Source organism: Enterococcus innesii (assembly GCF_022846515.1).
In the GTDB taxonomy this organism is placed as follows: domain Bacteria; phylum Bacillota; class Bacilli; order Lactobacillales; family Enterococcaceae; genus Enterococcus_D; species Enterococcus_D innesii.
Window position 1 is genome coordinate 1,631,296 of sequence record NZ_AP025635.1, and the last position, 14,722, is coordinate 1,646,017.

The 14,722-nt window shown below is 43.6% G+C and carries 16 protein-coding genes; 4 read left to right on the forward strand and 12 right to left on the reverse strand.

The features are described 5' to 3' along the window. Window positions 1-86 precede the first annotated feature (86 nt). The 3 genes from ENLAB_RS07690 to ENLAB_RS07700 all read left to right on the forward strand — a co-directional run bounded on the left by ENLAB_RS07690 (window position 87) and on the right by ENLAB_RS07700 (window position 1,977). On the forward strand, window positions 87-965 hold the full coding sequence (locus tag ENLAB_RS07690) for an aldo/keto reductase (protein ID WP_279612849.1): 879 nt from the start codon (window positions 87-89) through the stop codon (window positions 963-965). 39 nt (window positions 966-1,004) lie between these two features. Beyond that, window positions 1,005-1,487: a VOC family protein gene (locus ENLAB_RS07695; protein WP_005233337.1), complete on the forward strand. Its 483-nt coding sequence runs from the start codon at window positions 1,005-1,007 to the stop codon at window positions 1,485-1,487. A gap of 160 nt (window positions 1,488-1,647) precedes the next feature. Continuing rightward, window positions 1,648-1,977: an SdpI family protein gene (locus ENLAB_RS07700; RefSeq protein ID WP_244353324.1), complete on the forward strand. Its 330-nt coding sequence runs from the start codon at window positions 1,648-1,650 to the stop codon at window positions 1,975-1,977. 33 nt (window positions 1,978-2,010) lie between these two features. On the opposite strand, the gene ENLAB_RS07705 is transcribed toward ENLAB_RS07700, so the two are convergent. The 8 genes from ENLAB_RS07705 to arcA form a co-directional block, all read right to left on the reverse strand. Next, the gene (locus ENLAB_RS07705) at window positions 2,011-2,706 is read right to left on the reverse strand and encodes a YoaK family protein (protein ID WP_244353326.1); all 696 of its coding nucleotides are present in this window, start codon (window positions 2,704-2,706) and stop codon (window positions 2,011-2,013) included. A gap of 64 nt (window positions 2,707-2,770) precedes the next feature. Next, window positions 2,771-3,286 (reverse strand): VanZ family protein, encoded by a 516-nt coding sequence (locus tag ENLAB_RS07710; RefSeq protein WP_081119254.1) that lies wholly within the window; start codon window positions 3,284-3,286, stop codon window positions 2,771-2,773. A 367-nt stretch (window positions 3,287-3,653) separates the two neighbouring features. After that, on the reverse strand, window positions 3,654-4,157 hold the full coding sequence (locus ENLAB_RS07715; protein WP_244353328.1) for an arginine repressor: 504 nt from the start codon (window positions 4,155-4,157) through the stop codon (window positions 3,654-3,656). 81 nt (window positions 4,158-4,238) lie between these two features. Next, a complete protein-coding gene (locus tag ENLAB_RS07720) occupies window positions 4,239-5,690 on the reverse strand; it encodes a YfcC family protein (RefSeq protein WP_086291568.1) in 1,452 nt (483 codons plus the stop codon). A gap of 44 nt (window positions 5,691-5,734) precedes the next feature. After that, window positions 5,735-6,424: a Crp/Fnr family transcriptional regulator gene (locus ENLAB_RS07725; protein WP_096741861.1), complete on the reverse strand. Its 690-nt coding sequence runs from the start codon at window positions 6,422-6,424 to the stop codon at window positions 5,735-5,737. Window positions 6,425-6,466: 42 nt separating this feature from the next. Then, the gene (gene arcC / locus ENLAB_RS07730; protein WP_244353329.1) at window positions 6,467-7,402 is read right to left on the reverse strand and encodes a carbamate kinase; all 936 of its coding nucleotides are present in this window, start codon (window positions 7,400-7,402) and stop codon (window positions 6,467-6,469) included. A 17-nt stretch (window positions 7,403-7,419) separates the two neighbouring features. Next, entirely contained in the window at window positions 7,420-8,439 is a 1,020-nt protein-coding gene (gene argF, locus ENLAB_RS07735; RefSeq protein ID WP_244353330.1) for an ornithine carbamoyltransferase, read from the reverse strand. Between the two features lie 19 nt (window positions 8,440-8,458). Further along, window positions 8,459-9,682 (reverse strand): arginine deiminase, encoded by a 1,224-nt coding sequence (gene arcA / locus ENLAB_RS07740; protein ID WP_200126665.1) that lies wholly within the window; start codon window positions 9,680-9,682, stop codon window positions 8,459-8,461. Between the two features lie 391 nt (window positions 9,683-10,073). On the opposite strand from arcA, the gene ENLAB_RS07745 reads away from it, so the two are divergent. After that, window positions 10,074-11,879, forward strand: coding sequence for a M3 family oligoendopeptidase (locus ENLAB_RS07745; RefSeq protein WP_194195619.1), 1,806 nt, complete (start codon window positions 10,074-10,076; stop codon window positions 11,877-11,879). 46 nt (window positions 11,880-11,925) lie between these two features. Here ENLAB_RS07745 and ENLAB_RS07750 read toward each other — a convergent pair whose 3' ends face one another. The 4 genes from ENLAB_RS07750 to ENLAB_RS07765 all read right to left on the reverse strand — a co-directional run bounded on the left by ENLAB_RS07750 (window position 11,926) and on the right by ENLAB_RS07765 (window position 14,716). Further along, complete coding sequence (locus tag ENLAB_RS07750) at window positions 11,926-12,393, reverse strand: TspO/MBR family protein (RefSeq protein ID WP_096741865.1); 468 nt, start codon at window positions 12,391-12,393, stop codon at window positions 11,926-11,928. Window positions 12,394-12,519: 126 nt separating this feature from the next. Further along, the gene (gene celB, locus ENLAB_RS07755; RefSeq protein WP_244353331.1) at window positions 12,520-13,875 is read right to left on the reverse strand and encodes a PTS cellobiose transporter subunit IIC; all 1,356 of its coding nucleotides are present in this window, start codon (window positions 13,873-13,875) and stop codon (window positions 12,520-12,522) included. Window positions 13,876-13,882: 7 nt separating this feature from the next. After that, a complete protein-coding gene (locus ENLAB_RS07760) occupies window positions 13,883-14,386 on the reverse strand; it encodes a hypothetical protein (RefSeq protein ID WP_244353332.1) in 504 nt (167 codons plus the stop codon). A gap of 15 nt (window positions 14,387-14,401) precedes the next feature. Continuing rightward, window positions 14,402-14,716, reverse strand: a complete 315-nt coding sequence (locus tag ENLAB_RS07765) for a PTS cellobiose transporter subunit IIA (RefSeq protein ID WP_096741867.1) — start codon at window positions 14,714-14,716, stop codon at window positions 14,402-14,404. Window positions 14,717-14,722 lie beyond the last annotated feature (6 nt).

Genomic DNA, 14,722 nt, shown 5'->3' on the forward strand with positions numbered 1-14,722 from the left:
CATCATGTTTGCTAACATACAAAAGTTACCAAAAGGTGTGTATCAAACAAAAAAGTACGTACTATACAACCTTACCTCCTCATTATATGATGATTACAGAAAAAAATAAAGGAGATGTTTTTATGATCGAAAAATTATCGGATACCGTTACACTGAACAATGGCAGTAAAATCCCTGGTTTGGGGTTAGGTGTCTTTCAAATCCCTGAAGCTGAAACAGCAGAGGTCGTGAAACAGGCCATCGTCAATGGGTATCGCCTGATTGATACGGCGGCTATCTATGGCAATGAAACAGGAACAGGGAAAGGAATCAAACAAGGCTTACAAGAAACGGGGTTGCCTCGTGAAGAACTCTTTGTCACTTCCAAACTTTGGAACGACCATTTAACTTATGATGAAACGATCCACGCCTTCAATGAAAGTTTGGCCCGCTTAAACCTCGAGTATCTCGACTTGTACTTGATCCATTGGCCGGGAAATCAGGCATTTCAAGAGTCATGGCGCGCATTGGAAGACTTGTATGCCGCAGGAAAAATCAAAGCAATCGGGGTCAGCAACTTCCAGATTCATCACTTGGAGCAATTATTGGCCGTTGCTAAGGTCGTTCCTGTCGTCAATCAGATCGAACTGCATCCCAAACTGACGCAGCAAGACCTGCGGGACTTTTGTGCTGAAAAAGGGATTGCGATCCAAGCTTGGTCGCCTTTGATGCAAGGCAAACTGCTGACAGATGACACCGTCTTGGCGATCGCCGATGCACAGCAAAAATCAGCGGCACAAGTGCTTTTACGCTGGGCTATCCAACAAGGAATCTTAGTCAATGTCAAATCGACACACCCTGAGCGAATGATCGCCAATGCAGCGATTTTTGATTTCCGTTTATCAGAAGAGGAAATGGACCGCTTGAACACATTAAATGAGGACCTGCGAGTGGGTCCAGATCCAGACACATTCGATTTTCATTAATCACACTATATACTAAACAAAACCTTAGGAGGAAGTAAAATGACAAACACAAACACAGGATTTTCAATGGTGAACCACGTGGGAATCACCGTCAGCAATCTCGAACGTTCCATCCAATTTTATGAAGCATTAACTGGAAAGAAAATCGCCAATCAAGATACGATCGGTGGCAAACGAATGGCGCAAACGCAAGGTTTAGAGGATACATTGATCAAATACGCCAATCTTCATTTAGACAATCTCAACATCGACCTTTTAGAATACGTCGAACCAAAATCCAACAAAGCTAGCTATTCCAATGAGCAAATCAGTGCCATGCATCTTTGTTTTGAAGTCGAAAATATTGATGAAGCCGTTGCTCGTCTAAAAGCCATCGGGGTTGAACCTGACGGTACCCCAATCGTTTTTGAAGAACAAGATGGTTTAAAAAGCGGTTTCGGGACAGGTGTTGCCTACTTTACAGATCCAGATGGCACCAATCTTGAACTGATTGCACCAAAAGGACCATTTCAACGGGGATAATTGAAAAAGGGATGGCGACTTATAGCGCCCTCCCTTTTTGTTTACGCAAAACTATCTATTTTTTCAATAGTTCCCCTTCATAGAACTCTTTACAGCGAGTACAATAAATAGATAATCCTCTTTATTCGCTGATTTCCCAACAAACCTCGCTTGAAAGGAAGTGATCTCGATCGATATTGGCCTTTTGTTGTTGATTTTTACGGGGATTTTTTTCATCGTCTTCCTGTTCTTTTACCGAGAAGAACCCAATTATATCTTCGGCTTTCGCACCAAGCGCAGTACAGCCAGTGTCAGCAATTGGCGTTTTTCCCAGCAGTGGTTCTCCCTGTTGGCGATGCTCTTTCTAGGTGGGGTCATTGTGCTGCAGCGCAACGAGCTGATGGAAGAGAAATTTTACCAGCTAGCCGTCCTTGGCAGCTATCTTCTAGCAGCATTGCTGGTAGAAATAGCGCTTTATCTCAAAGATTCACGCGCGAGCACCAAAAAGTAAGACAAAAAAGACATTCCGGGGAATGTCTTTATTCTATTCTTTATTTTGACTGTGGATCGTGATTCCCAACACCAGGGCTAAAATTCCTGAAACCACCCAGATGGTCCGGTGGAATAAGAAAATTCCTAGCAAGCTGCTTAAAACCGCCCCAAAAAAGAAACCTCCGATGATCAAGGAAATAGAAATGATCTTGGGTGTCACTGATCGGTCCTGCTTAAACCAGCGCAAATACAAGTAATCAGCCAGCGAACGTAAATTGCCAGTGGTCATCGTGGTGGCATAGGGCATCCCTGCCAAGCGCCGATAGGCGGCATATTGAATCGCTGCAAAAAAAGATAATCCGGAATCAACCAGGACATTGGGTAAAGAACGCGCAAAAAAGCCCAGAACCAAAATACCGATTGCTTCAAAGATCAACGCAGCATTTTGCCAAACGATCCAACCACCAATCGGAAAATGATGCTGCAGATAATTCGTCACCACGATCCCCACTAAAAACATACAGATTGGTGGCAGATACCGAAAGGCTTGTTCAAACTGCCCCGTTGAAAGATTGATCCCTAACAAAATAACATTCCCCGACTGCATGCTCGCAAACACTTCACCGTGAAAGAGATAGGTATAGGCATCTAAAAAGCCGCCAGCCATTGCGAGAAGAACCCCCACCGGCAAACTTTCATGCACGACAAACTCGGTTTTGCCTTTGACACTACTCAAACTTTTTTCCATTGGTTTCGCCTCTTGTTTTTTTATACTTTCTGACAGCTTAACGCTTAAAAACGCCGACAACTCGTTATGTTTTGCGGCGTTTAGGTGACTTTTTCGATAGCTGACAAATCAACCACCCCAAAAGAACGGCGGTCAGTGCTCCAGCTGAATCCAGCATGACATCTTGAAAAAGCGGCGTCCGTCCTCCCGTCAGCATTTGATGGTATTCATCGATCCCTGCATAGCCAGTGGCTGCCAACCAAGCAAAAAAAGCGGCTAGCCAATACGGCATACGGCGATAAACGAGCACGAAAAACAAACTGCCCCCTAGGACAAAATAGGTAAAGAAATGTGCGCCTTTACGGATGAAAAATTCCACAAAGGAGAAATAGCCTTTTTCCGCAATACTGATCTCCGAACCAGCATAGGAAAAAGAAATCTTCTCTAGCCACTCTTTCAATGGTTCATTTTTTAAGATTCGTGAAAGCAACCCAATTTGCGATTGCTGCTCATAGGTTTGTGAAGAACTGATAAAGAGGATGACCATGACCGCAACTGCGATACAAAAGTAAAAATTCGGTTCTTTCAGTAATTTTTTCATAATTTTCACTCCTCATTTTCCTATCTTACCATTTTCATTTGGTGATGCAACTGTTTTTCGAGGCTGCTCTTTTTAGAAAAATAGCTTGCAGTTGCTCCACTTCCCTATCAAAACGCCAGCCGCCTCACTGTTTTCAGCTGGCATTCGCATTAGAGATCAAGAACCAGTTACTTTACGTCCCCTGACAAACGCGCATAAAACTCAAAAAGCGTGTTTCCCTTATCAAGGAGAAACACACTTTTTGAGTTAATCAAACATACGAAAAAATCCACAGAGTTTACGCCGTCTTTGCAGAATCAACGCCTTCCCCCCTTCTTCGGTTAAAAGGACGAGCTGATTCCGTTTATGTTCTTCTAAAACAGGACGTTCACTGATTCATTTGCTCCTTTCCACCAAATAAAGAAGTACCTATCTCATAGCCCTCGACATAATGATTTAAGCGGCGAACGACGGCTTCAGCAGCAGCTTTTGAAGGGGTAATGATCAATAGGATATCAAAACCTGCGATGGTACCGGCGATCTCTGGTAGCTCCATCTCATCTAGGTAGTTGGCGATGACATCTGCTCCATTTCCCGCAGTATGCACCACCACCATAAACTCGACTTGCGTGATCGCTTTTAAATATTCATACATAGAAAAAGCAATTTTGTCCTCCAAATTGCGCTCTTTTGATTCAAAAATCGAATAATAAGGACGACCATTTTTCGCATAGGTTTTGGCAATATTCATTTCTCGCATATCACGAGAAATCGTCGCTTGGGTTGCTGTAACGTTTTCTTGTTTTAATAAGTTCATCAATTCTTCTTGAGATTCGATACGGTGTTCCGCAAAAAGACGTTTGATGATCACTTGACGCTCTTTTTTCTTCATTTGTTCAATCAGCTCCTCTCAGATCTTTTTAAATAAGCAGAACCTCTCACTCAGTGGGGGAGCAGCAAGACAGATTGCCTATCATAGGAAGAGCATCGAGAAGATCAAGATCAGTAGATTCGAAACCCCAATCACAAGTAACGGTTTGCGCATAAAGCGGGTCCAAGTGGAATAGTTGACCCGAGCCAGCTCCAATCCCCCCATCACGACGCCAGAAGTTGGTGTGATCAAATTCACTAATCCGCAACCAGCAGTAAAGATCATCACCATAACGTTCGGATTGAGTCCGATGCTTTGCGCCAAGGCCCCCATGATTGGGATCGATACATACGCTAGTCCGGAAGTTGATGGAATCAAGAACGATAAGAGCAAATACAAAATGTAGGCGCCAATCACGAACAGGACGGGCGATAAGCCTTCTAAAAGATGAGAAGCCCGATCCAAAATAAACAGATCCAAGTAGGTCGTCTGCATAATATAGGAAGCACCCCGTGCCACAACGATGATCAAGACCACTGATAAAATGTCTTTGACCCCATCAATAAAGTTGGTCACGATTTCTTTTTCTGAGAACCCTTGAATCAACGCGATAATGATACTGATGTAGAAGAACCACATGGCCAAATCACCAAAATACCATTCACCGAAGCTATTGCCGGTCAAAAAGGCGGTCCAACCGTCAAACACATGGATATCAAAGTCGCCCCAAGGAATCAAGGAAACCACCATGATCACAAAGGATAAGCCAAAAATCGTCAAAATCAGGCGATGTTTTTGCGTAAACACCAAGGCTTCGTTCGTGTCTTTGACAAAATGTTCTTCCATTTCTTTTTGCTCTTGCAGCGATAAGATCGTCGACCCTTTGTCAGCTTTGACTTTTTTGGCATAAGACATCACTACAAAGATACAGTATGCGGTCGTGACTAACCAAAGCATTGCCCCGACTACTAAGATCGTGCCGTTGTTTGGGGCAATATCGATGCTTCGCAAGGCATCCATCGCAACGCCGGTCGCAAAGGGATTGACGGTGGAGCCAATCACGCCAGCTCCAGCACCCAGCATAACGGTTCCTGCTGCGACGATCGTATCAAAACCTGATGCCACCATCGTGATTGCTAATAAGGAATAAAAAGGAATCGTTTCTTCCGCCATTCCATAAGTGGAGCCGCCGATCGAAAACAGGATCATTAAAATCGGAATCAAAATCAACTCATTGCCTTTGAGTTTTTTGACCAAATGTTGAATCCCGGCTTCCAAAGCGCCTGTTCGCGTGACGATATTCAAAAAACCACCTAAACAGAGAATAAACACACAGATCTCGATCGCATCACGAAATCCGTTAAAAGGCGCCATAAAGAAATCAGAAAACTTGGCACCTACCACTTGGCTGACCATCTCTTCTTGGCCTGCTGGTAAAGAAGGCGCAAAAGGCTGCCCTGCTAAAAGCCAGGAAGCGACCGTCAAGGCGATAATGATCAGAAATAAGATACTGAACGATGTCAGCGACTTTTTTTCTTTTTGCTTTTTTTTCATCTGTGTTCCCCCTTTATTGAATCAATCCTATTTGCTGCCAGCCATTATTTGGCAACATGAGAAAAATAATCCTGGTCATAAATAATGAGTTCTTTGTAGCGATAGTAAATCTTTCTTTTATGCACGAGCGCCTTGAGCGTTTGACTGACTGTCTCTCGGGTCGTTCCGCTGTACTTGGCTATATCATTGATAAAAACGGGAAAAGGAATGCGAATCTGCTCACCTTGTGTCTGCCCATGTTCGATCATCAAAAGACCAATCGTATTGACGACTCTTGTTTGCGCACTGGAGGTGACACAATACTCGACACGGCGTCTTTGTTTTTCCAATTGACGGCTCATTTGCTGATTGAGCCACAGCAACTGACTTGTAGACGAAACAACTAGCGGTTCAAACAGCGACATCGCTGCAAACTGCACGACAATGTCTGTTGCAGCGAATGCCGATACATCATAGTTGTCTCTTTCAAACAAGCCAATCAAAGGAAATAACTGATCAGGCCCAACAAAATCTACATAACAATAGGAATCAGTTCCGTCGGTTTTTTCGATCCGCACAAGTCCTTCTATCACGAGGAATATCCGATCTCTTACGTCGCCTTCATAAAAAAGTACCTGGCCTTTTTTGTACGTACGGCAGTAAATATGCTCTTTCAACCGCTGCTGATTTTCTTCTTCCAGCCATTGAAAGCTGTTCACTCTTGTTGATGGATCTTTTATTTGGTGGTCGATCATTTTTCTCACTCCAATGTTTTGGGTCTTGCTTTGCTGCTTCGCTTATTTCCAGGTGATCTGCGTACCAGCGTCTTCGATGTCCGCCAGCTTGTCTAAAGAAGTAATCACTGCCTGTTTTTCCGCCCCCATTTTGACAAAGTTCAAAGCGGCTTGCACTTTCGGCAACATACTACCTGGTGAAAAATGGCCTTCATCGACATAGGTTTCCAATTCAGCGGCGGTCACATGATCCAACCACTGCTCATTTTCCTTGCCAAAGTTCAAAGCGATTTTTTCTACGCCCGTTAAAATGATCAGCTGATCCGCATCGACCAAACGAGCCAATTTTTCAGAAGCAAAATCTTTATCGATCACGGCTTCAACACCCAGGCCATTGTCTAACACGGGAATGCCGCCGCCTCCTGCACAAATGACGATCGTGTTTTGTTCAATCAGCGCTTTGATGCTGGCAACTTCTTGGATCGCTTGTGGTGCAGGACTGGCTACGACTTTCCGCCAACCACGACCAGCATCTTCACGATAGATGGCATCTGTTGCCGCCATGGCTTCTTTGGCAGCCGTTTCCGTTAAGAAAGGCCCGATCGGTTTTGTCGGATGGGCAAATGCTGGATCTTGGGCATCGACTGTAATTTCCGTGACCACAGTCACCACCGGCTTCGCTATTTGAGCTGCTTTCAACTGGGTTCTCAGCTCATTTTGCAACCAATAGCCAATACTGCCTTGGGTCATAGCGACACAGGTATCTAAAGGCATCGCTGGATTTTTACTAGAATCGCTCGCTTGCTGCTGCAAAACCAAATTTCCCACTTGGGGACCATTCCCATGAGTAATGATCAAATTGACGTCTTTTCGGATCAAGGGAATTAAATACTCGACCGTCTGTTTAAGCCGTTCTTTTTGCCCTTTGGCACTGGCATCTTCTGCTAAGATGGCGTTGCCGCCAAGGGCGACAACGATCGTTGGTTTCTTTTCACTCATCTGCTCACTGCTCCTTCTTACACTCTAGGAATAAATAGATCGCCTAAGGTTACTGCCATGATCGCTTTGATTGAGTGCATCCGGTTTTCAGCCTCTTCAAATTGACGACCCCAGTGACTACGGAAAATATCGTCTGTGATCTCCATTTCAGAAATGCCAAATTTTTCTTCGATCATTTTTCCATACGTCGTATTCGTATCATGGAACGCTGGCAAGCAGTGAAGCACGATCAAGCCATCGTCTTGTTTTCCGGTAGCCATCACCATTTCGCGGTTGATCTGGTAATCTTTCAACAGCTTCACCCGCTCTTCGAACTGGTCTTCTTCCCCCATTGACACCCAAACATCGGTATACAAGACGTCTGCATCTTTGACGCCTTTTTGGATATCATCTGTTACCATCAACTGACTGCCAGATTCTTTAGCAAATTCGTTGGCATAGTCTGTCACTTCTTGCACTGGGAAAAGTTCTTTTGGTGCACAGATACGAACGTTGACCCCTAAAATCGCCCCCGTCACTAACAAACTATTCGCCATATTGTTCCGACCGTCACCCACATAAACTAGCGTAATGTTTTCCAAGGTACCGAAGTTTTCTTTGATGGTCATAAAGTCAGCGATCATTTGGGTTGGGTGCCATTCATCGGTTAAGCCATTCCAAACAGGAACACCGGAGAATTTGGCTAAATCTTCAACGACTTGTTGGCTGAACCCGCGGAACTCAATGCCATCAAACATGCTGCCTAAAACTTTTGCTGTATCTTCGACGGATTCTTTTTTGCCTAGCTGAATATCATTCGCGCCTAAAAATTCTGGATGGGCACCAAGATCGATGGCAGCTGTCGTAAAGGCCGCCCGTGTCCGAGTCGACGTTTTTTCGAACAAAAGGGCAATGTTCTTGCCTTCCAAATAGCGATGAGAAATATTTTGTTTTTTCAACTGTTTCAAATAGATTGAAAAATCAATGAGGTATTCTAACTCGGCTTTCGTAAAATCTTTTTCTGCTAAAAAACTTCTTCCTTTAAATACTTGTTCCATCGATGATTCCTCCTCTGATTTAAATATCTTCTCTAACAAATGGCATGCTCATGCAACGAGGGCCGCCACGACCGCGAACCAATTCACTGCCGGAGATTTTGTGCAATTTGATGCCGGCTTCTGCCAACTTCTGATTGGTGATGGTATTGCGGTCATATACGACGACTTCGCCAGGTGCGATCGTTAAAGTATTCGAACCGTCATTCCACTGTTCCCGAGCCGCTGCAATCAAATCGCTGCCACCGCAACGAATCAATTCAACCGCATTTAGTTCTAGATAGCGACATAAAATATTTTCCAACGTGTCCTTTTCTTCTTTGATCGTCACCCCATCACCTGCTCGTGAGATTGAATAAACCGTCAGCTCTCCTTCGATTTCTGGATGAATCGTAAACTTGTCATGATCGACCATTGTAAATACCGTATCTAAATGCATGAATTTGCGCTCTTGACCAATGTCAAACGCTAGGACATATTCAAAGCTTGGCTCATTTTCGAACACTTTGCGGGCCAGCTGCTCAATCGAAGCGGCATCCGTTCGTTGCGAGATACCAATCGCCAGCACATGTTTTGACAGAACTAATTCGTCGCCACCTTCGATGCGGGTTGGTTGGGCGCGATCATAAAGCATATGAGGCGGATTTTGCTGAAACATTGGATGATGAGCAAAAATATATTTGCCGTATAACGTTTCGCGCCGTCTTGTTTCTGAATACATGCGATTCAACGAAACGCCGTTTCCAATCGTCGCAAAGGGATCGCGCGTAAAATACAAATTCGGCATTGGATCGATCAGAAATGGGTATTGATCATCCACGGTCCCAGCGAGGCTCTTGGTGTTTGGCAGCTCCAGTTCATTTTTGGCTAAACCAGCCATGGTTTTGTCGATCAGTTCCCGATCATTGTCACAAGACAGAAAATAATCCGTGACTTCTTTGATGATCTCGGGACTTTGGATCGTTGTTTCCGCTAAATAATCCTTGAGAAATTGCTGTTTGATTTCTGGTGACGTGAGCGATTCAGCAGCTAAATCTTCTAGGTACAACACCTCCACATCATTTTGACGTAGGACTTCCGCAAACCGATCATGTTCTGCTCTGGCTTGTTCCAAAAAAGGAATATCATCAAATAGCAGGCGGTTCAAATGATCAGGAACAAGGTTCTCCAATTCCCGACCAGGGCGGTGAAGCATGACTTGCTTCAAGCGTCCAATCTCTGAAAAAACATGAATAGCATTTGGCATTTTTCTTCCTCCTTCTTCTGTTTACGCCTCTATGCTACCTAATTGTATACGCTTTCGTAGTGGTATATTTCGTGTTCTTTTCGCAAAGGATTTGGCATTATGCATGAAAAAGCGAATATCGCTCTTCAGACGTTTTTTTACTCGCTGTTTTTTTTCATATGTAATATTTATCCATCGTTTTTTTTCTAAGAATTTGATGAGGATGTAATAGTTTTTTTATTTTTGACGTTTTTCCGCCCTATCAATAGATCAAGGAGATATACATTCCATTTTTTGTTTTTGGTACAGTTTCATCAAAAACCCTTATTTCATAAGGATTCTGATGGTTGCGACCAAATTTCGTTATGCTATACTTAATAAGATCGAAGGAAAAGAAAGGGGTTTGATAGGAATGACCTATTCAATCAATTGGGATCTAGAAACAATCTTTCCGGGAGGCAGCGATTCTGTTCAATTAAAAGAACGCATGAGCCAACTGGAAGAACAAATTGCAAATTACCGAACAACAGTCGATGCATGGTCGCCCAACAGCGAAGACGATGCAGCAAAATTAGGAGAGTTACTTGATTTATCCGCAACTATCAGTCAAGGATTTTCACAATGTGGCAGCTTTATCAATGCCTTGCTTTCAGCCAATGTCAATGACAGCAAAGCCAAAATCCTGACGGGTGACCTCTATGCAAAATTGCCAGCACTGCAAGCAGCACAAACCGTTTTTTCAAAAAAATTGACAGAAATTTCTGAGGATGATTGGACAGCACTAGTTAAAGCAGAAAACTTAGCATCTGTCGCTTTTCGTTTAAGCGAGATTCGCCGCGACGGCAAAGAGTTGTTATCCGAGGCAGAAGAAACCATCATCAACACTTTAAATTTAGATGGCTTGAATGCTTGGAGCCAACATTACGATACAATCGTTGCCTCAATCGAAATTCCTTTCCTGCAAGAAGACGGCACGACGATCAAGTTGTCAGCTGGTCAAGCCTTCAATAAAATGATGGGCGATCCTGATCCGGAAGTTCGTGCGCGTTTATTCGATACTTGGGAAAAGACGTGGGCAGAAAAAGAAGACCTCTTTGCGGATACCTTGAACCACTTAGACGGTTTCCGCCTCTCTACCTTCAAACTTCACGGTGTCACTGATTACTTGAAGGAACCATTAGAATACAATCGTCTGCAAAAAGCGACATTGGATGCTATGTGGGGCACGATCCAAAAAAACAAACAGCCGATCGTTGATTTCTTGACCCGCAAAGCCCAGCTTTTCGGCAAAGAAAAAATGGAATGGCAAGACCAAGATGCGCCAATCATTCTTGGGGACATGGAAGAAAGAACCTACACCTTTGATGAAGCAGCTGACTTTATTTTGACCAACTTCCGTAAGTTCAGCCCGAAAATGGCTGATTTTGCCCAAGTTGCTTTTGAAAAAAGCTGGATCGAAGCAGAAGATCGTCCGGGCAAACGTCCTGGCGGCTATTGCACCAGCTTGCCAGAAACCAAAGAATCTCGTATTTTCATGACCTACAGCAATTCAGTCAACGAAGTAGCGACGCTCGCCCATGAGCTCGGTCACGCGTTTCACAGCAGCGTTCTTTGGGAGCTGCCGGAATTAAATCGCAACTATGCCATGAACGTTGCCGAAACAGCAAGTACCTTTGCTGAATTGATCGTTGCGGATGCAACCCTTAAAGAAGCAACAACAAAAGAAGAAAAAATCAATCTATTGGATGCCAAAATGCAAAATGCGATCGCAATGTTCATGAACATCCACGCACGCTTTATTTTTGAAAACAGTTTCTATCAAGCTCGTCAAAAGGGCTTGGTTTCAGCGGAACAAATCACGGAAATGATGACAGCGGCGCAAAAAGAAAGCTATGCCGATGGGTTAGCGACTTATCACCCACATTTCTGGGCAGCCAAATTGCACTTCTTTATTGACGATGTGCCGTTCTACAACTTCCCGTATACCTTTGGTTACCTCTTTAGTATGGGGATCTACGCGTATGCCAATGAAAAAGGGTCTAGTTTTGAAGAAGAATACATTGCGTTATTGCAAGATACTGCTTCAATGACCACCGAAGAATTGGCACAAAAACACCTTGGTGTCGATTTAACGAAACCAGACTTCTGGCAAGCAGGGATCGACATGGTCCTAAAAGATGTTGCCAGCTTTATGGAATTGACTGAAGACTATATCTAAAACAAAAACCCTCTTCCAAACGTGTCGTTGGAAGAGGGTTTTTCTATCAGGTATTCAATAAAGTTAAGCCGATCGTTAAGTAGCCTGCGTACAAACACCAAATCAAATAAGGAATAAACAAGTACATCGCTTTTTTGTCGATACGGGCAAAGAGGATCATACAGATAATCACTGATAACACTAACAAGACAATAATGATGGTTCCAGCCCAGTAAGCATTCCAGCCAAAGAAAACAATACTCCACAAGAAGTTTAATACTTGCTGGATCGCAAAAAAGATATAGGCATTCTTTTTAAGCGCTGGATTGACTTTGGCTACGATCAGTAGATACAACGCCGTTCCCATAAAAGCATACAAAATCGTCCAAACAATCCCAATGATCCCGCCAGGAGGGGCCAAAAAGGGTTTTTCCATTTGCGCATACGTTCCGGCAATGTCCCCTGCAAACAAACTCGAGATGATTCCTGTTGCTTCAATGCCGATCACACAGACCAGCCAAATTAAAAATTTCATGTTCTCCACTCCTTCTTTTTTTCATGACTCTCTCGTTTCATCGTACCATCGAATCGAAAAAAAGCAGAACAGAACGCTTAAAAAAAGAAACGCCCGTGTGGACGTTTCTTTCTTGTTCCTTTCAATTTATACTGCTTGCTCCCCTTCTTGGGCTTCTTGCTTGACTAGGCCTGCATCATAAGAACGAGCGAATGGGAAGTAGATCAAAAAGGCGACGCCTGCACATAAGAAAGCACAAACTGCAGCTTTCCAATCGCCACCACTTCCAATAAATGCGCCGATACCAATTGGGGACGGCCAAGGCATTTGGGCGATCATCGGCCGAATGATTTCCAATTCGATTGCAAAATAGGCAATCGATGCAGACGCCATCGGTGCTAAGAAAAAGGGAATCGCCAAGAAAGGATTGTAAATCAAGGGAATCCCAAAAATCAACGGCTCATTAATATTGAATAACGCTGGAATGATCGAAGCTTTGCCTAACACTCTCAATTGTTTTGATTTCGCTAGATAAACCAAGAATAAAGCAAGTCCTAATGTTGCCCCAGAACCGCCAACAGTCACATACGCATTGTTAAACTCGCCTGCTAATGCAAAGTTGGCGCCTTCGGCATTCGCTGTCAAATTTCCTAAGGTGATCGGTGTCAAGACAGAGAAAATGATATTTGCACCATGAATCCCTACTAACCATAATGCACTGACTAAAAAGTAAATCACCATCAACCCTAACCAACTGTTGGTCAAATTGGTAACAAACCCAAAAGGTACCGCAATGATTTGGAAAATATCCGTTCCTGCTGCAACTAATGCGCCATTGATGATAAGGACCGTGAAGGCCACAACAAAGGCGGGAATCAATGCTGTAAAGGCACGGGCAACCCCTAATGGGACTTCTTCAGGCATTTTGATGACCCATTTTTTCGTCACACATAAACGGTACAACTGAACGGCCAACACCGCCATAATGATACCGGTAAAAATCCCTGTCGTCCCTAATCGTTCCACCCCATCGCCACCGATCGCCCAACCATTGATGATGGCATTTTCTTGATCGGTGATCCGTGACATGCTACCGTCCACGATCATCAATTGCGGGATCGACATGAAAAAGGCAAACATCGATAGTAACGCCCCACTCATAGGCGCAAGATCCAACTCTTCTTCTTCCGCATAGATCTTGGTGTATTCATAGCCGAGAACGATACAAAAATATAAGGCCAAAAGTCCCATTGTCGTGCTGTTTGCCAGCATATACAAATCACTGACTCTGAAAAAAGTATTATTGAAGAAATCTTCTAAAAAGGTAAAGGTCTGCGGCAGCACATTGATAACTAAAAACATCGAGCCAACGATGGTAAAAGGAATCGAAGCCATCCCAGCAGCCATGATGGCACGTACGATTTTGAACTGTGCCACTTTTCCTAACGGACCCATGACGGCCGTTTCTAAGAGACTGAACAACTTGCTATTTGATTGTTCCATATTGTAACTACTTCCCTTCAATGAGTTTTTTGTATTCTTTGATATATCCGTAATACATATCTTTTTTGCGGCGGATCTTATTTACACGTTGTAAACATAACGCAGCTAATGCCAATCCCACACCCAGCCAGAGCGCAAGAACCCCTCGATTGACCAGTGTATTATCAAGAAAAGGAAAAACGAATGAAAACAGAGGAGAAAAGAAACAAACGGCGTATAAAAGGAGATTCATCGTCAGTTGACAAAGATAAAACAAGCGCGTCCATCGTAGGTTTTCTGTTATTTGCTCTGAGTGGTTGCCATAAAGACGCACGTATTCTCCAATTGCCAAAATAGCCAAAACCAACAGCGACAGCGGAAGAATCAAGAGTAGGGCATTGCTGGCAATCGCAGCCAATAACCAATAAAGATTTGCAAAGAAAAACACTGCTAATACATACCTTAGAAATAAAAAGCGATTAAACCGAAAATTTTTTTCTGCCATTTTTTTCTGTTGTTCTTGATTGGTCATTTGTTCCCTTCCTTTCTACCGCTCTCGCTGGTATAACGCCAGCATTTCAATCGCCACTTCTCGTAAAGTCATCGTTGTCATCAGGTGATCTTGTGCATGGACCATGATGATCTCCATGTCGATTTTTTCACCGCTAGCATATTCTTGTAATAAGCCAGTCTGCGCTTTATGAGCATCAACTAACGCTTCATTTGCTTGATCCAGTTTTGCTTGTGCTGTATCAAAAGTCCCTTGGCGCATCGCTTGAAAGGCTTCATGAACGATCGTCCGGGCATCCCCGCTGCTAAGAATGATTTGAAAAGCGGTCTCTTGTAATTTTTCTGATTCCATTGTTCT

Excerpts from the sequence above, each read along its gene's own strand:
- ENLAB_RS07690 (WP_279612849.1), top strand. The coding sequence starts at position 87 with ATGATGATTACAGAAAAAAATAAAGGAGATGTTTTTATGATCGAAAAA.
- ENLAB_RS07695 (WP_005233337.1), top strand. The coding sequence starts at position 1,005 with ATGACAAACACAAACACAGGATTTTCAATGGTGAACCACGTGGGAATC.
- ENLAB_RS07705 (WP_244353326.1), bottom strand. The coding sequence starts at position 2,706 with ATGGAAAAAAGTTTGAGTAGTGTCAAAGGCAAAACCGAGTTTGTCGTG.
- ENLAB_RS07710 (WP_081119254.1), bottom strand. The coding sequence starts at position 3,286 with ATGAAAAAATTACTGAAAGAACCGAATTTTTACTTTTGTATCGCAGTT.
- ENLAB_RS07715 (WP_244353328.1), bottom strand. The coding sequence starts at position 4,157 with ATGAAGAAAAAAGAGCGTCAAGTGATCATCAAACGTCTTTTTGCGGAA.
- ENLAB_RS07720 (WP_086291568.1), bottom strand. The coding sequence starts at position 5,690 with ATGAAAAAAAAGCAAAAAGAAAAAAAGTCGCTGACATCGTTCAGTATC.
- ENLAB_RS07725 (WP_096741861.1), bottom strand. The coding sequence starts at position 6,424 with ATGATCGACCACCAAATAAAAGATCCATCAACAAGAGTGAACAGCTTT.
- arcC (WP_244353329.1), bottom strand. The coding sequence starts at position 7,402 with ATGAGTGAAAAGAAACCAACGATCGTTGTCGCCCTTGGCGGCAACGCC.
- argF (WP_244353330.1), bottom strand. The coding sequence starts at position 8,439 with ATGGAACAAGTATTTAAAGGAAGAAGTTTTTTAGCAGAAAAAGATTTT.
- arcA (WP_200126665.1), bottom strand. The coding sequence starts at position 9,682 with ATGCCAAATGCTATTCATGTTTTTTCAGAGATTGGACGCTTGAAGCAA.
- ENLAB_RS07745 (WP_194195619.1), top strand. The coding sequence starts at position 10,074 with ATGACCTATTCAATCAATTGGGATCTAGAAACAATCTTTCCGGGAGGC.
- ENLAB_RS07750 (WP_096741865.1), bottom strand. The coding sequence starts at position 12,393 with ATGAAATTTTTAATTTGGCTGGTCTGTGTGATCGGCATTGAAGCAACA.
- celB (WP_244353331.1), bottom strand. The coding sequence starts at position 13,875 with ATGGAACAATCAAATAGCAAGTTGTTCAGTCTCTTAGAAACGGCCGTC.
- ENLAB_RS07760 (WP_244353332.1), bottom strand. The coding sequence starts at position 14,386 with ATGACCAATCAAGAACAACAGAAAAAAATGGCAGAAAAAAATTTTCGG.
- ENLAB_RS07765 (WP_096741867.1), bottom strand. The coding sequence starts at position 14,716 with ATGGAATCAGAAAAATTACAAGAGACCGCTTTTCAAATCATTCTTAGC.